The sequence below is a fragment of the Bradyrhizobium sp. CCBAU 11357 genome (assembly GCF_028128865.1).
Taxonomy (GTDB): domain Bacteria; phylum Pseudomonadota; class Alphaproteobacteria; order Rhizobiales; family Xanthobacteraceae; genus Bradyrhizobium.
On record NZ_LBJW01000113.1, the window covers coordinates 270,027 to 287,711 of the forward strand.

19 protein-coding genes are annotated in these 17,685 nt (G+C 65.5%); 11 read left to right on the top strand and 8 right to left on the bottom strand.

Translation table 11 applies throughout. The features are described 5' to 3' along the window. Nucleotides 1-79: 79 nt before the first annotated feature. Nucleotides 80-1,729 carry a glycosyltransferase family 39 protein gene (locus tag XI05_RS37100; RefSeq protein ID WP_172784180.1) on the bottom strand — a complete coding sequence of 550 codons (1,650 nt, stop codon included), beginning with the start codon at nucleotides 1,727-1,729 and terminating at the stop codon, nucleotides 80-82. Nucleotides 1,730-2,058: 329 nt separating this feature from the next. Between XI05_RS37100 and XI05_RS37105 the strand changes: the two genes are divergently transcribed. Further along, complete coding sequence (locus XI05_RS37105) at nucleotides 2,059-2,928, top strand: DUF308 domain-containing protein (protein WP_271510971.1); 870 nt, start codon at nucleotides 2,059-2,061, stop codon at nucleotides 2,926-2,928. Between the two features lie 145 nt (nucleotides 2,929-3,073). Then, nucleotides 3,074-3,490 (top strand): MucR family transcriptional regulator, encoded by a 417-nt coding sequence (locus tag XI05_RS37110; RefSeq protein ID WP_172784182.1) that lies wholly within the window; start codon nucleotides 3,074-3,076, stop codon nucleotides 3,488-3,490. A gap of 119 nt (nucleotides 3,491-3,609) precedes the next feature. Here XI05_RS37110 and XI05_RS37115 read toward each other — a convergent pair whose 3' ends face one another. After that, on the bottom strand, nucleotides 3,610-4,038 hold the full coding sequence (locus XI05_RS37115; protein ID WP_212256964.1) for a SufE family protein: 429 nt from the start codon (nucleotides 4,036-4,038) through the stop codon (nucleotides 3,610-3,612). Between the two features lie 68 nt (nucleotides 4,039-4,106). After that, nucleotides 4,107-4,550, bottom strand: a complete 444-nt coding sequence (locus XI05_RS37120; protein WP_212256963.1) for a DUF5330 domain-containing protein — start codon at nucleotides 4,548-4,550, stop codon at nucleotides 4,107-4,109. 411 nt (nucleotides 4,551-4,961) lie between these two features. Between XI05_RS37120 and XI05_RS37125 the strand changes: the two genes are divergently transcribed. Genes XI05_RS37125 through XI05_RS37135 form a run of 3 tightly spaced genes read left to right on the top strand, consistent with a single transcriptional unit; the run spans nucleotide 4,962 to nucleotide 7,924 of the window. Beyond that, complete coding sequence (locus XI05_RS37125) at nucleotides 4,962-6,812, top strand: PAS domain-containing sensor histidine kinase (protein ID WP_271510974.1); 1,851 nt, start codon at nucleotides 4,962-4,964, stop codon at nucleotides 6,810-6,812. Continuing rightward, complete coding sequence (locus XI05_RS37130) at nucleotides 6,805-7,521, top strand: peptidoglycan-binding domain-containing protein (RefSeq protein WP_271510977.1); 717 nt, start codon at nucleotides 6,805-6,807, stop codon at nucleotides 7,519-7,521. Before XI05_RS37125 ends, XI05_RS37130 begins: the two co-directional genes overlap by 8 nt. A 58-nt stretch (nucleotides 7,522-7,579) precedes the next feature. Next, nucleotides 7,580-7,924, top strand: a complete 345-nt coding sequence (locus XI05_RS37135; RefSeq protein WP_172784189.1) for a DUF1491 family protein — start codon at nucleotides 7,580-7,582, stop codon at nucleotides 7,922-7,924. Between the two features lie 181 nt (nucleotides 7,925-8,105). On the opposite strand, the gene XI05_RS37140 is transcribed toward XI05_RS37135, so the two are convergent. Further along, nucleotides 8,106-9,083, bottom strand: a complete 978-nt coding sequence (locus tag XI05_RS37140; protein ID WP_271510980.1) for a DUF2336 domain-containing protein — start codon at nucleotides 9,081-9,083, stop codon at nucleotides 8,106-8,108. Between the two features lie 251 nt (nucleotides 9,084-9,334). Here XI05_RS37140 and XI05_RS37145 point away from each other — a divergent pair, with 251 nt between their 5' ends. The 6 genes from XI05_RS37145 (at nucleotide 9,335) to XI05_RS37170 (ending at nucleotide 15,617) form a co-directional block, all read left to right on the top strand. Further along, nucleotides 9,335-9,523, top strand: a complete 189-nt coding sequence (locus XI05_RS37145) for a hypothetical protein (protein WP_172784191.1) — start codon at nucleotides 9,335-9,337, stop codon at nucleotides 9,521-9,523. A gap of 16 nt (nucleotides 9,524-9,539) precedes the next feature. Beyond that, complete coding sequence (locus tag XI05_RS37150) at nucleotides 9,540-10,301, top strand: hypothetical protein (RefSeq protein ID WP_271510983.1); 762 nt, start codon at nucleotides 9,540-9,542, stop codon at nucleotides 10,299-10,301. A gap of 175 nt (nucleotides 10,302-10,476) precedes the next feature. Next, nucleotides 10,477-13,899 carry a CHAT domain-containing tetratricopeptide repeat protein gene (locus XI05_RS37155; RefSeq protein ID WP_333940068.1) on the top strand — a complete coding sequence of 1,141 codons (3,423 nt, stop codon included), beginning with the start codon at nucleotides 10,477-10,479 and terminating at the stop codon, nucleotides 13,897-13,899. 25 nt (nucleotides 13,900-13,924) lie between these two features. Continuing rightward, nucleotides 13,925-14,368, top strand: a complete 444-nt coding sequence (locus XI05_RS37160; RefSeq protein ID WP_172784193.1) for a hypothetical protein — start codon at nucleotides 13,925-13,927, stop codon at nucleotides 14,366-14,368. Beyond that, a complete protein-coding gene (locus tag XI05_RS37165) occupies nucleotides 14,365-14,589 on the top strand; it encodes a hypothetical protein (protein WP_271510985.1) in 225 nt (74 codons plus the stop codon). Before XI05_RS37160 ends, XI05_RS37165 begins: the two co-directional genes overlap by 4 nt. A 263-nt stretch (nucleotides 14,590-14,852) precedes the next feature. Next, nucleotides 14,853-15,617 carry a hypothetical protein gene (locus XI05_RS37170; protein ID WP_271510988.1) on the top strand — a complete coding sequence of 255 codons (765 nt, stop codon included), beginning with the start codon at nucleotides 14,853-14,855 and terminating at the stop codon, nucleotides 15,615-15,617. Nucleotides 15,618-15,645: 28 nt separating this feature from the next. Here XI05_RS37170 and arsC read toward each other — a convergent pair whose 3' ends face one another. The 4 genes from arsC to XI05_RS37190 are packed head-to-tail and all read right to left on the bottom strand — an operon-like array spanning nucleotide 15,646 to nucleotide 17,627. Then, nucleotides 15,646-16,047 carry an arsenate reductase (glutaredoxin) gene (gene arsC, locus XI05_RS37175; protein WP_271510991.1) on the bottom strand — a complete coding sequence of 134 codons (402 nt, stop codon included), beginning with the start codon at nucleotides 16,045-16,047 and terminating at the stop codon, nucleotides 15,646-15,648. After that, nucleotides 16,044-16,745 (bottom strand): aquaporin, encoded by a 702-nt coding sequence (locus XI05_RS37180; protein WP_271510994.1) that lies wholly within the window; start codon nucleotides 16,743-16,745, stop codon nucleotides 16,044-16,046. Before XI05_RS37180 ends, arsC begins: the two co-directional genes overlap by 4 nt. Beyond that, nucleotides 16,745-17,272, bottom strand: coding sequence for an arsenate reductase ArsC (locus XI05_RS37185; protein WP_271510997.1), 528 nt, complete (start codon nucleotides 17,270-17,272; stop codon nucleotides 16,745-16,747). Before XI05_RS37185 ends, XI05_RS37180 begins: the two co-directional genes overlap by 1 nt. Continuing rightward, nucleotides 17,265-17,627 (bottom strand): ArsR/SmtB family transcription factor, encoded by a 363-nt coding sequence (locus tag XI05_RS37190; protein WP_271511002.1) that lies wholly within the window; start codon nucleotides 17,625-17,627, stop codon nucleotides 17,265-17,267. The genes XI05_RS37185 and XI05_RS37190 overlap by 8 nt, the downstream gene beginning before the upstream one ends. Nucleotides 17,628-17,685: the final 58 nt, after the last annotated feature.

The window sequence follows — 17,685 nt, forward strand, 5'->3', positions numbered from 1 at the left end:
GCAGTTCGGCGTAGCCCGCATGCTTGTCCGCCGTAGCTCGAAGAGCGAAGGCCGAAGCAATACGGCCTGGAGAAATTTATTACGGAGCCGGGATCGAAAGCAGGCTGGAAATGCCGCGGCCTCGGATGTCGTAGACGCGGGCGAACACCACGTCGTCGCGCTTGATCTCGACCATGACCGGCGCCGTGAGGCCCTTGCAGTAGAACTCGCCGAGCGTCATGGCGAAATCGGCGGCATTGGAATCCCAGCCGATGGTGAAGTCCGGCCCGAGCGCGACCTGGGCCGGGCGCTGCGGTCCGCACACCGCGACCTTCCATTTGCGGTTGCTCGGTGGCACTTCCTGGCGCTCGACGAGCTGCTCGCGCAATCCGTCGGAGGCCTGCTTCAAGGCGAGACCCCAATAGTCCAGCATGAAGCGGTCGTCGGCGCCGCGCACCGTGCCCGCGATGTGGTTGAAGTGCGTGTACTGGTAGGGGTGCAGCCGGATCATCTCGGCGAGCGACAGCGCGAGGCCGAAGCAGAAGGTGGCGAGCACGACCGGCTGCCAGGTGCGGTGGTTGGCGCGCAGGCGCTCCATGGTCCAGGCGAAGGCGACGCCGCCGAGCACCGCCATCGGCGGGATCACGAAGACGAAATGGCGGATGCCGTTGTAGAGCGCCGGGCGCTTCACCATCGCGATCGCGAGCGGCAGCGTCGCAGCCAGCGTCAGCATCAGGAGGATGGTCTTGCGGCGCGCCGGAACCTCGCGCCGCGGCAGCATGGCGAAGGTGCTGACGATGGCACCGCCCATCAGCACCAGCATCACCTCGGGCAGCTGCAGGGCGAACAGCGTCGGCAGATACGACCAGGGCATGTCGGGCACCGACACGATCGCGCCGTCGAACATCTCCTTCCACGGCTTCTCGAAGAAATGCGAGAAGTAGGTCAGCGCCTCGAAGGGATTGCCCGGCTCCATGATCGACCACGGCCAGATCAGGCCCATCACGAGATAGCCGAGCACGAGGCCGGGCAGCAGCACATAGACGACATGGGCGAAGCGGCGAACCGACTCGCGCAGACCTTCGCTGCGCAATTCCTCCAGCAGCAGCGGCATGAACCCGACCGTGGCGTAGACCAAAGCGAGCCCGCCGAGAACGCGGCAGCCGAGCGAGAGGCCGGCCCCCAGGCCGACGATCAGGATCGTGCGCGGCGACGGCTGCGGATATTCCTCGGCGAGCCGGACGAGGCCGAGCATCAGGATGATCATGGCGACCGCGAAGGGCGCATCCTTCGGGTTCATGAACATGTGGCCGTAGAAGATCGGGCAGAGCGCGAGCAGGAGCAGCGCGGCGAGGCCTGCGAGCGGTCCGCCGATGCGGCGGCCGAGCCGCCACGTCACGGCAAGCCCGATCACGCCGACGATGGCACCGACCAGGCGGCGCGTCTCGAACAGCTCGAGCGGAATGACCTTGTGCAGCAGGGCCGCGACCATGTCGAAGCCGCCGCCGTACATGTAGAGATTGGCGAAGGAGAGCGCCGCGGTGTCCTTGAAGCCGGAACCGAACATGCGCAGCAGCAGGTCGGCGTATTCGGCGTGGGTGTAGTCGTCCCAGCCGAGCCCGTAATCGCGGAAGGTCAGGCCTGCAATGACGGCGACCGCGGCCAGCACCAGCATGGCGAGATCGTCGCAAGTCCGCTCGACCGAGCGCCGTGAAGGCGTGTCGATCGCCGAAGTCGTGATGGATGTCATGGCTATCGGTGCCCCGGAATCCCCTCTTGGCCCTGCTGGTGCGCGCGGGCCTCAACCCCGGACTCCCTATAGCGCAGTTCCATTACCAAGTAATTGGGCATTATGGCTAAATTCCTGATGCGACGCAGCAATTCCGGTTGGCGCCAATTCCGATGACTTGAGAGCAGCTCTAGCAGTATCGAGCCGCAGCTGAAGGGAATGTGAATAAGTCCCTGATTTCCTTCCCTTTAGGAACACCGCCCAGAATTGGCCGTTGGCGTGGAACAGCGTATGACGGTATCGTGGCGTAGCGGTTCTCGCGCGTGCATGCGCGGCCGGGGGTGAATTCGATGAATTTGGCATTGCTGATCGTGGGGATTTGCGCCGTCCTGGCGGGTCTCCTCGCGATCATTTTCGGCATGACGATCAGGGAATTCAGCCTCGGTGGGACTCTCATAATCTCCGGCACCATTGGCGTCTGCTCCGGAATGTTACTGGTCGGCCTGCGTCTGGTGCTGCTCGAGCTCAAGGGCATCGCGCGCCGGCTGGCCGGTGCAGTCGCGCCATCCGAGGTTCGGGTCAGGCCCGTGCTGCCGGGCCTCGCCGTGCCTGGCGCGGTCGCACCCGAGCCGGTGCCCGCTGCGGCGGTGAGAGCTGAGCCGGCGCCGCCACCGCCCGCAAGTCCGCCGCCGTGGCAGAGCGAAGCTGCTGCGCGCGAGCGTCCGCGTGTCGAGGCACCGCAGCAGGAGCCGGAAGCCCAGACCCCGCCTGCCGCTCCGGAAGCGCCGCGCCGGCGCAACCTGCTGTTCGCCTCGACCTCGCGCAAGGAACGCGAGCGCGCCGAGGCGAAATCCGGTGAAGCTGCGCCGCCGCCTGTGGAGCCCAGTGAGGCCCCGAACCTTCCGCCAGCGAGCTTTGACGTGGCCTGGCCGAAGCCGGACCGTACGCGCCCGCCTGAGCCGCCGGCCGCCCCGCGCCGTCCGCCGCCGCCGCCGCGCTCGCCGTCAACCTTCGCGGAGACCGCTCCGGCGCCGGCGCCCGAGCCGCCGCCGCCGCCCGTGGAGTCCGCACCACCCGTGACGGTGCTCAAGTCCGGCATCGTCGATGGCATGGCCTATTCGCTCTATTCCGATGGTTCCATCGAGGCGCAGATGCCGGAGGGCATGATGCGCTTTGCCTCGATCGACGAGCTCCGCGCCCATCTCGACCAGCGCGGTTGAGGCGGCGGGCATTCAAGTAGAGCGGCGGCCTTCACCAGTAATCAGCGCATCGCCCTCAGTCGTCGTGTTTCAGCCGAATGTATTCTTGACAGGGAATACTTCGGTGTCGTCAATCCCGTGACCACAAGCGGGAGAAGGCGGGCGCATGTCGGATGCGGGGGCGAAGAATTTCATCGAGCTGACCGCGAGCATCGTGTCGGCCTATCTCAGCAACAATCCGACGCCTGCGGCCGAGATTCCGAACCTGATCAATCAGGTGCACGGCGCCCTGGTGCGGGTCTCGTCAGGCCGCACCGAAACCGCGCCGCTGGAGCCTGCCAAGCCGGCCGTGTCGCTGAAGAAGTCGATCGCGCCCGATTATCTCGTGTGCCTCGAAGACGGCAAGCGCTTCAAGTCGCTGAAGCGCCATCTACGCACGCAGTACAACATGACGCCGGAGCAATACCGCGAGAAGTGGGGCTTGCCGGCCGACTATCCCATGGTGGCCCCGAACTATGCGGTGGCGCGCTCGCAGCTCGCCAAGCAGATGGGCCTCGGGCAGCAGCAGCGGAAGCGGAAGTAGTCGGGGGATCTTGTAGGGTGGGCAAAGCGAAGCGTGCCCACCAGCTCCAGCGCAATCGAAGAAAAATGGTGGGCACGGCGCAAGGGCGCCTTTGCCCACCCTACGACGCTGGAAGCTTGTCACGAAACTTCCGCGAGCGCCTCTTTCGCATCGGTCTTGATGCGCTCGACCATCGAGCGCAGGCCGTTCGAGCGCTGCGGCGTCAGATGGTCGCGAAAGCCGAACTCGTTGAACACGGCGATCGCGTCGGTATCGAGGATCTCCCGCGGCGTGCGGCCTGAATACAGCGCGAGCACGATCGCGACCAGCCCGCGCACGATATGGGCGTCGCTGTCGCCGCGATATCTCAGGACCGGCTCGCCATTGCCGCGGTCGACCAACTTCTGCAGCCAGACCTGGCTGACGCAGCCCTGCACCTTGTTCTCGGCCGAGTGTTCCGCCTCCGGCATCGGTTCCAGAGTGCGGCCGAGCTCGATGACGTACCGGTAGCGGTCGTCCCACTCGTCGAGAAGCTCGAAATTGTCCCTGATGTCGTCGATCGTCGTCATATCGGCCCACAGTTCCTGTTAAGGCCAATATAGAGACGCGAAGCCCTGAAATCGATAGGGTTTGAGCGCTAATTCGCCGGCCCTGGTCCGCGCCATTCGAGCGCAAGATCGTCCTGGGTCAGGGTATCGCGCGGCGCCTCGCTCGCGGCAAGATCGCCTTCGCCGGCCAGCGCGATCGAGCCGGTATGGTCGGGCGCCTTCTTGTTGTCGTTCTTGCTGCCGTCGTTCTTGTCGTTGGTGATCTGCTCTTTCTTGTCGTTGATGATCTGATAGAGCTTCTTCGCGCCGTCCTGGGCGCGCTGGCCGATGATGGTCGCGGCCTGGCCGCCGACCTCGCAGGCCGCCGGCTGGCGCTTGCAGAACTGGGTCATGTCGGAAACGGCCGCGGTCGCGGCCTGCACCGCATCGGCGGCGCCGATCTGCGGCAGCTTGTCCGATTCGGGCGTCTTGTCCCGCGGCAGGAGCACCAGCACCAGCCCGAGCCAGAATGTGATGCGGAGCAGAAAGCGCATCTTGTCGACCTGTCCGTTAGAGTCCGCTCGCGGCGATCTCCCGCGGATGTCGGACCTAGCAATCCTCGATAAATCGCAAGTGATTGCCTTGAGCTTAATTCGCGGAAAATTGACCCAAAATTCTTTGGCAGCGACCTTCCAGTAAATTTTCAATTGACGCCCGCGCCCGTGGTTTTGCCGGCCGTCCCGCATCCACCAATTCGAAACCATGGGGAGCAAGTGAAACCCTGTGTTCACCATCCGCAGCGAAGACGTCGCCAAATCGTCTAAAAAGCTCCGCGATAGCGCGGTGTCCGGCCGCGCGCTGTGCCGCCTTAGCACTCGTTTAAGGTCGCTCTGACACGGTGGCTCAACGACAAGGAGGCGTTCCGGCGCGTCTTCTCAAGACGATTGAGCCGAAGCGCGAGACCCGTGACAGTTTTGAGTATCATCCGCGATTGTCTCGATGCACTGCTGCATCCCTCCGCGCGCTACGATGCGCTGATGCGCGCGCGCCATCGCGCCTTCATGGCACCGCGGCTGCTCGGCAGCCTCGCCGCCTTCGCCGCATTCCCGGTCTATCTCGCCATGCGCGGCGCGCCGAGCGCGATCGAGGTCGCGGCCTTCGCCTGGCTGATCGCGCCGATCATGTTGTCCTGGTTCCTGTCGCGCACCGGCCGCTACGAGGGTGCGCATGTGCTGTCGTCGCTGGCGCTCGCCGGCCTGATCATGGCCGTTGCGGTCACGACGGGCGGCATCGAATCCTTCGCCGCGGTCTGGCTGATCGTGGTTCCACTCGAAGCTGCGCTGTCGGCTTCGCGCCGCGTCGCGGCTTTCGCCTCGCTGCTCGCGCTATCCTGCGGCGGAATGCTGATCCTGGTCAGCCAGCTCGGCTGGCTGCCGGTGGCGGAGCCGAGCGCGGCCGAGCGCGGCGTGCTGATGGCCTTCGGAGTTGCGTCCGCGACCCTCTATGCCGCGGGCCTCGCCTTCGGCGCGGAATCGCTTGCGCGGACCAGCGTTGCGCTCTTGTCGCGCGAGGAGGAGCGTTACCGCCTGCTGGCGCGCAACATGAGCGACGTCATCTCGCGGCATCAGCGCAACGGCGCGGTGCAGTTCATCTCGCCGGCCGCCGAGACCATGCTCGGCATGCAGGTCGCGCAACTGCTCGGCCACGGCCTGTTCGACCGCGTCCATGTCGCCGATCGGCCGGCTTATCTCACGGCGTTGTCGGATGCGGCGCGCGGCGAGGTGCGCAGCGTCGAGTTCCGGTTGCGGCGCGAGCCCGTCTCCGAGCGCGGTCAGGTCGATTTCATCTGGGTCGAGATGCGCTGCCGTCCGCTCGACCAGGACAGGGCGCGTGACGTCACGTGCGAAGCCGAAGTCGTCGCCGTGATGCGCGACGTCACCGACCGCAAGCTTTTCGAGCAGGCACTGGACCAGGCGCGCAGCGCCGCCGAGGCGGCCGATGCCGCCAAGACGCGCTTCCTCGCCACCATGAGCCACGAGCTGCGCACGCCGCTCAACGCCATCATCGGCTTCTCCGAGATGATAGCGCAGGAGCAGAGCCTGATGCTGGGTGCGGCCCAGCGCAAGGAATACGCCCAGCTGATCAACGATTCCGGCCAGCACCTGCTGTCGGTCGTCAACGGCATCCTGGACATGTCGAAGATGGAATCGGGCACTTTCGAGATCGCGTCCGAGCCGTTCGCGCCGCGCGCCTCGCTGCTCCATTGCTGCAATCTGCTGGCGCTGAAGGCGCGGGAGAACGGCATCGACCTGATCACCGACGCGCCGCAGGACCTGCCCGTCATGACCGGCGATCCCAGGGCCTTCAAGCAGATCGTGCTCAACCTCGTCGCCAACGCCATCAAGTTCACCGAGCGCGGCGGCCAGGTCTGCGTCTCGGCCGCGGTGTCCGGCTCGCAGCTGACGCTGCGCATCAGCGATACCGGCGTCGGCATCGCGCCCGACGATCTCAAGCGCATCGGCGCGCCGTTCTTCCAGGCGGGCACGACGTATCAGCGGCGTCACGAGGGCACGGGCCTTGGACTTTCGATCGTGAAGAGCCTCGTGGCGTTGCATCTCGGCGAATTGACGGTACAAAGCCGGTTGGGCGAGGGCACGGCCGTCACCGTCAATCTGCCGCTCGTCTACACGCAGCCGCAAGTCAAGCCGGCCGAGCGCAAGATCGCGACGCTGACGCCGGCGGTGCGCCAGGATATTCAAGACCAAGCTCACGACCAGTCCCAGGAACAACCCGCTCTGGTGAAGAAAAGTGCCTAAGAAGTCTGCCAAGGACGAAGCCGCTCCGCGCCGCCGTGGCGCCAAGGCAGCGGTCATCGATGTCGAGACCGAGCGCAACCTCGTGATGCGCGTGCTGCTGCACAGTCCCAAGGATACGCTGGCCGGTCTCGTCGCCGTCGCCGCGATCGCCGCGATCGTCGCCAATGCGCTGTTCCTCCAGACTGGCCGGCACCCCGCGCCGATGTTCGGCACGGTGATCAATCTTCCCGCGCCGTCCTCCGTGCCGCTGTCGAACCCGTTGCCGCGTCCGCGCCCCGTCGGCGCCGATACCTCGCCGCTCGAGCCGCGCGCGACCGAGTTCCGCGTCGAGCCCAAGCCTGCCGAGTCCAAGCCTGCCGAGCGTGCCGCCGAGAAGGCGCCCGAAAAGCCGGTCGAGGCGACCGCCTCGACGCGCTCCAACGATCCGATGACCAATCTGGTCAAGGCGACGACCTCGACGTCGCCCGCGGCCGTGCGTCCGCCGGCGCCGATCCCGGCACAAAGCCCGGCCGCGCGGCGCATTGCCGGCGTGCAGCGCGCGCTGTCCGAATATGGCTACGGCAATTTGAAGATCACGGGCAGCATGAGCAGCGAGACCCAGTCCGCGATTCAGAAATTCGAGCGCGAGCACAAGATGCAGGTCACCGGCCAGGTCTCCGACCGCCTGCTGCGCGAGCTCGCCGCTGCGATCGGCCACCCGGTCGAATGATTGTCACGCTTTGGAGCGAGGCTGGTGCTGATGGCGGCACTGGCCTATCGTGCGTTTCATGCGATTGAAATCCAACATTTGGGTCGCGGCCTATTTGCGCCGCTGCCAGACCGAGGGCGTGTTCGGCGCCGTGCGGCGACGTGGTGCCGAGGAGGCGGGCGCGGTGTTCGTCAAGGTGTCGCTGCTCGACGGCAATGCGATGCTGTACGCGCCGGCGCCGCAGACCGTCTATGACGACGGCCGGCCCATCGATCGCTTCTTCGTGCCCGTCGCGCCCCAGCCTCTGCCGGAGCACACTATCGAGGAGCGGCTGACCAAGGAAATCCGGTTCGATCCGGACGCCTGGATCGTCGAGACCGAGGATCGCGCCGGGCGGCATTTTCTGGAATTGGCGAAGGCTTAGCGCCAACCGTCATTGCGAGCCAACGGGTCCGCGCAAGCGCCGCCCGATGACAGGCTCCGCGAAGCAATCCAGAATCTTTCCGCGAAAAGACTCTGGATTGCTTCGTCGCAAGTGCTCCTCGCAATGACGAGTTTGGGCACGTCCGCGCCCAACACTCAGCATCGGCGCTAGCGCGAGCCGATCAGTGATCCGACGATCCGCCGGTGCCGATGCGCACCGCTGGGCTGGACCCGGGCTGCACGCCCGGCCGCGTCTGGCTCGCGCCGGCGCGGGCGCGTTGCCGTTCGCCGTCGTGCAGCGCGGATTGGTACTTCGCGCGGGTGACGGCGAGCGTCGAGCCGCGCCAGGCCGCCAGCATCACCAGCGCCGATCGCTCGGCGAGGCGGTCGTAGAGCCGCGACAACCGGTACACCGTGTTCACGGACGTTCCGATCTCCGGCTTGAAGAACAACAGGATGCGCTGGAACACCGGGCTCGGCATGTCGAGCGCGCGCGCGGCGATCGCAAGCGCCTCGCCGCCGGCATCGTCGACGATCTGGGCTGCGACGCGCGAAGGCAGGATCAGGCTGTCGCCGAGCTCGAAGGTGAAGTTTTCGACATCACCCGCGATCGCCGCCATCTCCAGGATCTGGATCGCGCGCTTGGCGCGCACGGTCGGAATCGGGGGGGCGGGCTTGAGCGGGGTCTGCGCCAGATTGTGCAGGATCAGCGCGCGCTCGGGGGCGCCGGCGCGGAAGAACATCTCGTGGATCTCGGCCGCCTCTTTCGGCTGCATCGCCATGTTGGCGGCCATGCGCTGCTCGGCCTCGGTCGGCACGCGTGCCGATGCGGGCGTGCGCGGCGGAGCGGGGATCTCCCGGGCCAATGGAACCCTGCGGCCTTCCTGGGTCGCGACCAGGCCGAGCTTCTGCAGGATCGGGACGGGCGTCTGCGGATAGACCGCGAGCCGCGCCTTGACGGCCGCGCGCGTCGCATCGTCGACCTGGTCGATCAGCCGCGTGGCGAGCTCGACGAACTGCCGCTGCTCGTCGTCGCTGTGGGTGCTCGTCTGGACGTAAAGGTCGGTCAGCACGCGCAGCAGCGTCGGACGGACATCGACACCTTCGCGACGGGACAGGGTCATCAGCCCGTCGAATCCGGGAAACAGCGACTTGGTCATGGAGGCGTACGCAACTCGGGAAAGAGACTTGGGGGCGAGCCTAGCGCAGCTTCTTTTAAAGCCTCGTTAAGGAAAACGAGGCGTGAAGCCGGCCCTGCAAATTCAGCAATTGTCGTGCCGCAACGGGACGGCGCGGTCCGTGTGGTTACGGTCGAAGGGGCGCGTTTACACCCCGTTAACCATGAGCTGATCTTAATGAATTGCATGTTGCAGGGGCGCGTTCGGTCGCGCGGCAATTGAAGAGAGCTGACATGGGGACCATCATCGAATTTCCGGCCGGTCGCCGGGTGGGCTCGTCGGGGGATGTCGCTCCGCGCGCGGACATGGGAACGGTCGTGATCCTTCCCGTGATCCGTATCGAGCGTGAGGCGGACGAAACCAGTGGCGATCGCGGGCCGGAGCAGGGCACAGCGCCGGGGCGCCGTCGTCGCCGTCGCTGACATCCGGCTTCATGCAATGCCGGGCTCCATCCGTCAGATCCGGCCTGTCCTATCGGCCGTCCTGCTCACGCTGCTAAGCGCCTTGCTCGCGGCGTGCAGCGGCGGCGACTTCGGCCGCACCCGCGAGAGCATGCGCAGCGACGACATGCATCGCTGGCTCGGTGCGGAGGTCACCTCCAGCGTCGGCCTGAAGCCCTCGCAATTCCAGCTCACCGACGAAGAGCGCCAGCTTCGCGATCTCGCCTATCCCATGATCGAGCCGCCGCTGTCGCGCCCGGCATGGAAGAGCGTGTTCGGCGACTACAAGGCGCTGCCCTCGCCGTGGCGGCAGAAGATCGTGTTCGACCGCACCATGTACGGACGCACGCTGATCGACGAGCCGCACCGGTCGCATTCCTCGCGCTATGCGCAGCTGATCGAGGACGTGCGCAACGACATCACCCGCTTCGAGCCGTTCTTCGCCTCCGCGATCCGCGTCATCGACCTCGACAGGAAGCGCGATGCCAGCATGGCGCGCGTCTCCGCGCTCTCGCCGAGGGAGAAGGACGATGCGGTCGCGCGCATGCAGGAGAACTCGCTGATCCTGCAATGGGTGCAGCAGTGCCTGGAGCAGCGCGTCTCGTCCTACCGCTGGGCGCTGGAACGCCTGGTGATCCAGGCCCCCGACGGCATGGCCGCCGATGCCGACCGCCTGATCGGCGAGCTCGCCGCCCAGACCGCCAACCCGCCGGTCGCAGGCCAGCCGCCTTACGGCCGCACGGTGATCTCGAAGGGCTGAGCGCCGATCCTCACGCCTGCCAGTTCCGCCGGGACGTGCTGCCGCACGCGCGCCCGCCACGGGCCTCGCGGTGCAGCATATTGGGCGAATCGCCCCGATTGGCGCTTGTTCTCCCGGGCCACATCGATAGGATTGCACCGTTACACCAAGTCATTTTGCACGAAGGTCTTTTGCGATGAGCAGCAATTCCGGGATGCGGCTTGAGGTCCCTCGAAATTCCACACCTGCGCGAAACCTGCTGCTGGTTCTTGCCATTCTCTTGGGATCAGCCGGCCCGGCCGCCGCGCTGACCCAGGAGGCCGCGATCGAGAACTGCCGGATGACGGTCGGCAAGCCGATCGTGCAAGCCTGCATGCATGCCCAAGGCGGCCGCAAGGCCGGTGCCGATATCGAGGGATGCCGCGCCAAGGCCAAGCCGCAGGTCAAGGCCTGCGTGATGGCGGCTCTCAACGCCGCCAATGGCCGGGCCAATGTCGCCGTCGAGCTGCCGAAGGAAGCGGCGCCGAAGCTGGAGCCCGGCACCGCACTGCCGAAGGGCTTCATCGCGCCGCCCCGCACCATCGCCGACATCACGGCGATCCTCGATAGCGAGAAGCCGAACGAGAAGCTGATCGTGGAGCTGAAAGCGGACGCCGATTCCACGCCAAAGGGCAAGGAATCGCGCGAAGATCTCGCGCAGTTCTATTTCGATCGAGCCAATGCGCGTGCGCAGCTTGGTCGGCTTGCTGAATCCATTGCGGATGCCAGCAAGGCCGTCGAGGTCGGCCGCGGCGCGGTCGAGCCTCGGCTGATGGGCCGCATGCAGCAGCTCCTCTCGCTGCAATACGCCGCAGCCGGCGATCCAAAGCGGTCGATGGATGTGATTCAGAAGTTGTTGCGTGAGACCGCCACCCAGCCGGGCGCAAAAGGCTTCCAATTGAGCGCCAACCGGTCCGTTGTCGGCAACCTCATCCAGATGGGCGATGTCGCCCAGGCGGAAGCCTATCTGCGTCGCACACAGGCCGCAATCCAGGAGGCGCGCACCAGCGGTCTTCCGGGCTGGCGCGCCAACTATGCGCGCTTCGGGCAGAACTGGGAAGGGGAGCTCGAAGCGACCAGGGCGATGATCTTCGAAGCGCGCGGGCAGTTCGCGGAGGCCGAGGCTGCCTATCGCGTGGCCGAGCAGCGCAAGCGGGCCGGCATGAAGGGCGTGATGGAGTCGGACAATCCCCCGGCGGAAACCGTCTTCCTGCAGTCGATCGACAACCTGGTGCTCAGTCAGGCCCGCATGAAGGCGCGACAAGGCCGGCTTGCCGAGGCCGAGGTCGATGCCCGTCGCGCTCTGCTGGCGCGACTGAAGGACACTGGCAAATACAATCCGGTGACGCCGCGCTACGTCATGGGCCTCGCGGGCATTCTGGTCGAAGAGGGCCGCTACGAAGAAGCCGAGCAACTCGGCCGCGTGGCCCTGGAGATCAACAAGACCGTCGGTGTTCCCGACGATTCTCAATCCACCGTGCAATGGCTGTCGCAACTGGCCGGCATCCTGGCGCTCCAGCGCAAGACGCCGGAAGCCAACGCGATGTACGCGGCGATCGACAAGGCGATTGCGAATTGGGAGCCGCAGCGTCGCCAGGTGTTCGAGCTCAATCCGTCGCGCATTCTCTCGCTCTACGCCTCCGGCCAGCTCGAGGCCGGCATCGCTGCGGCCGAGCAATTGGTGAAGAAGCAGGTCGGCCGCGTCGGCGAAAATCATTTCGATGCCGCCTCGGCGCGCGGCACGCTGGCGGTCGGCCTGATGCGGGCGCGGCGCGATGCCGAAGCGATCCGCGAGTTCAAGGCCGCCATCCCGATCATGATGGCGAGTGCGCGGGAAAATGCCGATGACGAGAACACTACTGTGGTCGCCGCGCGCAGCCAGCGCCTGCAGAGCATCGTTGAAAGCTATTTCGTGCTGCTTGCACGTACCGAAGCCGCAAGCGGCGGGGTCGGCGAGGAGACCTTCAGTCTCGCTGACGCCATCCGCGGCCGCTCGGTTCAGCAGGCTCTGGCGGCATCGAGTGCGCGGGCGGCTGCCAAGGATCCGGCGCTGGCCGATCTCGTCCGCAAGGAACAGGACCTCACCAAGCAGGTCAACGCGCAGCTTGGAACGCTCAACAACGTGCTGGCGCTTCCGTCCACCGAGCGGGACGAGAAGGGCGTGCAGCAGATCCAGGCCTCGATCGCCGCCTTGCGCACCGACCGCGACAAGGCGCGCCAGGAGATCAAGCAGAAGTTTCCGGTCTACGCCGATCTCGTCTCTCCCAAGCCGCCAAGCGTCACCGAAATTCGCGCGACGCTCGCCGACGGGGAAGCGATGTTGTCGTTCTATTTCGGCCAGAGCGGCAGTTTCGTCTGGGCCGTGCCGAAATCGGGCCCGGTGGCGTTCGCCGCGGTCAATGCCAGGATCGGCGACATCGAGACCAAGATACGTAAGCTGCGCGAAGCGCTCGAGCCGCAGGCGGCGATGATCTCGGACATTCCGCCGTTCGATCTCAAGCTCGGCCACGAGCTCTACGAGCTGTTGCTGAAGCCAGTCGAGAGCGGATGGAAGCCGGCCAAGAACCTGATCGTCGTGACCAACGGCGCTCTCGGACTTCTGCCGCTGTCCCTGTTGCCGACGGCACCGGCAGAGGTGGCCGCGGACGAGGACCCGCTCTTCGTCGGTTATCGCAACGTACCGTGGCTGGCGCGAAGCCATGCCGTGTCGACGGTGCCCTCGGCCGCGGCGCTGCGTACGCTGCGGCAATTGCCGCCGGGCAAGCCCGGTCGCGGCGACCTCGTGGCCTTTGGCGATCCTTATTTCAACCGCGAGCAGCAGGCCGAGGCGGAAGGCGGCGGAGAGAAGATTCAGGTCGCCGACGCCGGCGGCAACATCACGCGCGGCGGTCCGCTGAAGCGGCGCAACAGTCCCAAGCTCGAAGGCGTCGACAGCGCCGAGCTCGGTCTGTTGCCCCGTTTGCCCGACACCGCCGACGAGTTGAAATCGATCGCGCTGGCACTGCAGGCGGATCCCTCGAAGGTGTTGTTCCTCGGCAAGAGCGCGACCGAGAGCGCGGTGAAGACCATGAACCTGTCCGGCTTCAGGATCCTGGCCTTTGCCACCCATGGGCTCGTCCCGGGCGAGCTGAACGGGCTGACGCAGCCGGCACTCGCTCTGTCGTCGCCGACGGTGACGGGCGAGGGCGGCGACGGCCTCTTGACCATGGAGGAGATCCTCGGCCTCAAGCTGGATGCGGACTGGGTCGTCCTGTCGGCCTGCAATACCGGGGCCGGCGCCGGCGCCGGGGCGGAGGCCGCATCCGGGCTCGGGCGCGCCTTCTTCTACGCCGGAACGCGCGCGCTGCTGGTGACGAACTGGTCGGTGCATTCGCAGTCGGCGCGGCAATTGGTGACCGACCTGTTCAAGCGGCAGGCCGACGATCCCAAGCTGTCACGCAGCGAGGCGCTGCGCCAGGCGGCAATGGCCCTCGTCGATGGTCCGGGTTATCTCAACAGCGAAGGCAAGACCGAGTTCGCCTATGCGCATCCGCTGTTTTGGGCGCCGTACACGATCATCGGCGATGGCGGCTTGCGGTGACGAGACGGGAAGGGGTGCAGAGGAAATGAAGCGGAATGTCTTGCTCGGAATTGCGGCTGCAGCCTTGCTGGTCTCGGCGCCGTCGCGTGCGACGCAGTTGATCACGGAGGAGGAAGCCAAGCTGCCGCCTCCCAAGGGAGCGGTTGAAGTCCAGCAGCGCGGCATCCTGCGTGGCCCGAAGGTCGAGTTCGTCTCGCCGGGTGATGCGGCGAGCTCGCCGCTGCGGCTGGTGTTGAAATTTCAGTCCTATGGCGGAGCAAAGGTCGACCCGGACTCGGTCAAGGTGATCTTCCTCCGCACGCCGAACGTCGACCTGACTCCCAGGGTCAAGCCCTTCGTGCAGGCTGATGGCATCAACATGCAGGATGCGGAGCTGCCGCCCGGCGAATATACGGTGCGCGTCGATATCAAGGACAGCGACGGCCGGCCAGGTACGGCCGTCTTCACCCTGAAGGTCGCGCCCAAGTGAGCTTTGCCCAAGTGACCTCTCAAGTGACCTGCCCATACTGCCGGTCCGAAAGTGTCGAGGGTGCGCTGGTTTGTGCCTCGTGCGGGCGCGACATCGCCGTTCCTGCCACGCTGCTTGCCGAGCGCGACGATCTCTTGCGCAAGCGCGAGGAACTGCGCGACGAACTGAAGCGGGCCAGAGACGAGATCGAAGCGATCATCAGACGAAGGAAGTCGCGCTAAAGCGAGATGAGATCAGGTTTGATGCAGCAACAAAGAACGTGCGCTCCCTCGCCCGCTTGCGGGAGAGGGTTGGGGAGAGGGTGTATCCGCAATGGGACTGTCTCCAAGACGCGAAAGCCCTCACCCGGCGCCATAGCCGATGCGAAGCATCGGCGTCTTATAGGACGGCGGCCCGGGGGCCGCCTATGCCGACCTCTCCCGCAAGCGGGAGAGGTGAACGAGCCGCCGCAATCGATTCAACTTAAAGCCATACCGCTTTAGCGATGGAGTGCCCGTTCTGCGCCGAGACGATCAAGGACGAAGCCATCGCGTGCAAGCATTGTTCGCGGGACTTGCGCGTCGTACGGCCGACGCTTCTCGAGATCGACGAGATCGTTGCCGAGCTGGACAAGCTCAGGCGCGATCTCGATCGTGTCAACGTCCGTCTCGAGCGCTACAACAATCCGTTGCGCTATTACGGAACGCATGCGGTGCTCTATGTTGCGATTCCGTCGCTGCTGCTGGTGATCGCGCATGTGCTGGTGACCATCACCTTCAACCTGTCGCCGATCCCGCTTCGGATCGCGTCGATTGCCGTACCTCTCCTGTTCGGATTCGTTGCCTATCCGCTGCACCGGGTCTACATCCTCGCGGCATTCGTGCTCGCGTTTCTGACCGCGAGTGTCAGCATCCTGGCGATGCTGACGATCACCGGGATCCACGATCGTGTCCCGATCCTTCCAACGGTGTGGATCGAATGGCGGGAGGTGTTCGAATATGGCGCCAGTATCCTGCTCGCCTTCGTCTCGGGTAACATTCTCAGCGTCGTGATCTTCCAGATATTGCCGCGCGTGCTGACCCAGGGCGGTAAGCCGAACGCGTTCGCCTTCCGCATGGCGCGTCTATTGGGACAGCATGTCGGGGAGGAGCAACTGCGCCGCCGCGCCCGCTTGATACAGGACCTCATGCAGACCGTGGGGCCGCTTGCCGGCGTTGCCGCGACCGCCGTCGGCTCGATCTATGCGGGCTTGAAAGGCTTGCTGGGATAGCTGAAGCTTCCGAAGCGCGCTTGCAGGCCTATCGCGCGTCCACCACTTCGCCGTCTTCCTTCACGAAGCGGCCGACCGGAGCGTCCAGGAGATCGATCACGGCTTCCGACGGCCGGCACAAGCGCGTGCCCTTTGGCGTCACCACGATCGGACGGTTGATGAGGATCGGGTGGGCGATCATGACATCGAGGAGCTCGTCATCGCTCCATTTGGGATCGTCCAGGCCGAGCTCCTTGTAAGGCGTTCCCTTCTCGCGCAGCAGCGCGCGGACCGGAATGCCCATGGCCGCGATCAGCTCCTTGAGCTCGTCGCGCGAGGGCGGCGTCTTGAGATATTCGATAACGGCGGGCTCGGTGCCGCTCTGCCGGATCATCGCCAGCGTGTTGCGCGAGGTCCCGCAGGCCGGGTTGTGATAGATCGTGACGGTCATCGAATTGTCTCCGTGATTGCAACCGAGGCGGACGCGCGTGAGCGTCCGAGCAGCCAGTTCATCAGCAGCATGCCGGCGAACGCTCCGCACAGCTCGGCAATGACGAAGCCGGGCAGGTCGGCGGGACGAATGCCTGAGAACGTGTTGGTCAGTGACCTCGCAATGGCCACGGCCGGATTGGCGAACGAGGTGGAGGCCGTGAACCAATAAGCCGCGGTGATGTAGAGGCCCACCAGCCAAGGCACGGCCGTCCGCTGAAACCGGATGCCGGCCAGGATCGTCGCAACCAGCCCGAACGCGGCCACCGCTTCGGCGAACCATTGCGGCCCTCCGGTTCGGACTTTCGTCGAGAGCTCGAGCACAGGCAAACCGAACATCAGATGCGCCGCCACCGTTCCCGCGATCCCGCCGGCGATCTGCGCAACTATATAGAACGCAGCCTCGGATGGGGGCAGCTCGCGCTTGCCGGAGAAGACGAGCGTCACCGCGGGATTGAAGTGCGCGCCGGAGATCGGGCCGAGCACCGTGATCAGGACGACCAGGATGGCGCCGGTCGGCAAGGTGTTGCAGAGCAGCGCAAGCGCGACGTCCTTGGTCAACGTTTCCGCCATGATGCCGGAGCCGACCACGGTGGCGACGAGAATGCCCGTGCCGAGCGCTTCGGCCGCAAGGCGCCGCGAGAGATCGAAACCGTCCATCAGCCGGCCTTCGGTGCCAAATCGGTTGCATCTTCGGAGCGGCCGATTTCGCGCAGCTTGGTGCCGAGCGAAAGCTTGTCGATGCTCCTCAGCGGGAGGTTCACGAATGTAGCGATGCGGTTTCTCAGATAACGAAACGCGGTGACGAATGCCGCCTGTTTCTCCAGTTCTGAACCCTCTGCTGCGGCCGGATCCTCGATGCCCCAATGCGCCGTCATCGGCTGGCCCGGCCAGATCGGACAGGCCTCACCCGCTGCGTTGTCGCAGACGGTGAAGACGAAATCCATCACCGGCGCATCCGGAGCGGCAAACTCCAGCCAGCTTTTCGAGCGCATTCCGTCGGCGGGATAGCCCATGTGTTCCAGCGTGCGCAACGCCAGCGGATGGACTGCGCCTTTCGGGGTGCTGCCGGCGGAGAAGGACTGAAAGCGGCCGCCGCCGTCCTTGCGCAGGATCGACTCAGCCAAGATCGATCGCGCCGAGTTGCCGGTGCATAGGAACAAGACGTTAAACCTGTGATCAGACACGGCTTCGCTCCTTTCGTTTTGGCGAGCAGCACGATTGCAAAGTCTCGACGACGGGGTCGCAAACTTCCGGCCGTCCGCCGCAGCAATCGCGCAGCAGGAAGACTGCGACCTCGCGAAATTCGCCGAGGTTGGCGCGATAGACGATCGAGCGGCTGTGCCGCTCGGAAGATACGAGGCGGGCGCGGCTCAGAATCGACAGATGCGCCGACAGCGTGTTTTGCGGGACTTCCAAGAGGCGCGCGAGGTCGCCGGCCGCAAGACCCTCAGGTTCGTGCCTGACCAGCGTCCGGAACGCCTCCAGACGGGTCGGTTGAGACAGCGCGGCGAGCGCCAGGACGGCTTGCTCTGTTTCCATACATCCAGATTTATGGAATTATCGAGGCCGCGTCAATCTGGAAACCTCCGGCGGCCAC

Excerpts from the sequence above, each read along its gene's own strand:
- XI05_RS37190 (WP_271511002.1), bottom strand. The coding sequence starts at position 17,627 with ATGGAAACAGAGCAAGCCGTCCTGGCGCTCGCCGCGCTGTCTCAACCG.
- XI05_RS37145 (WP_172784191.1), top strand. The coding sequence starts at position 9,335 with ATGGGGACCATCATCGAATTTCCGGCCGGTCGCCGGGTGGGCTCGTCG.
- XI05_RS37115 (WP_212256964.1), bottom strand. The coding sequence starts at position 4,038 with ATGACGACGATCGACGACATCAGGGACAATTTCGAGCTTCTCGACGAG.
- XI05_RS37105 (WP_271510971.1), top strand. The coding sequence starts at position 2,059 with ATGAATTTGGCATTGCTGATCGTGGGGATTTGCGCCGTCCTGGCGGGT.
- XI05_RS37140 (WP_271510980.1), bottom strand. The coding sequence starts at position 9,083 with ATGACCAAGTCGCTGTTTCCCGGATTCGACGGGCTGATGACCCTGTCC.
- XI05_RS37150 (WP_271510983.1), top strand. The coding sequence starts at position 9,540 with ATGCCGGGCTCCATCCGTCAGATCCGGCCTGTCCTATCGGCCGTCCTG.
- XI05_RS37160 (WP_172784193.1), top strand. The coding sequence starts at position 13,925 with ATGAAGCGGAATGTCTTGCTCGGAATTGCGGCTGCAGCCTTGCTGGTC.
- XI05_RS37170 (WP_271510988.1), top strand. The coding sequence starts at position 14,853 with ATGGAGTGCCCGTTCTGCGCCGAGACGATCAAGGACGAAGCCATCGCG.
- XI05_RS37100 (WP_172784180.1), bottom strand. The coding sequence starts at position 1,729 with ATGACATCCATCACGACTTCGGCGATCGACACGCCTTCACGGCGCTCG.
- XI05_RS37110 (WP_172784182.1), top strand. The coding sequence starts at position 3,074 with ATGTCGGATGCGGGGGCGAAGAATTTCATCGAGCTGACCGCGAGCATC.
- arsC (WP_271510991.1), bottom strand. The coding sequence starts at position 16,047 with ATGACCGTCACGATCTATCACAACCCGGCCTGCGGGACCTCGCGCAAC.
- XI05_RS37135 (WP_172784189.1), top strand. The coding sequence starts at position 7,580 with ATGCGATTGAAATCCAACATTTGGGTCGCGGCCTATTTGCGCCGCTGC.
- XI05_RS37120 (WP_212256963.1), bottom strand. The coding sequence starts at position 4,550 with ATGCGCTTTCTGCTCCGCATCACATTCTGGCTCGGGCTGGTGCTGGTG.
- XI05_RS37180 (WP_271510994.1), bottom strand. The coding sequence starts at position 16,745 with ATGGACGGTTTCGATCTCTCGCGGCGCCTTGCGGCCGAAGCGCTCGGC.
- XI05_RS37155 (WP_333940068.1), top strand. The coding sequence starts at position 10,477 with ATGAGCAGCAATTCCGGGATGCGGCTTGAGGTCCCTCGAAATTCCACA.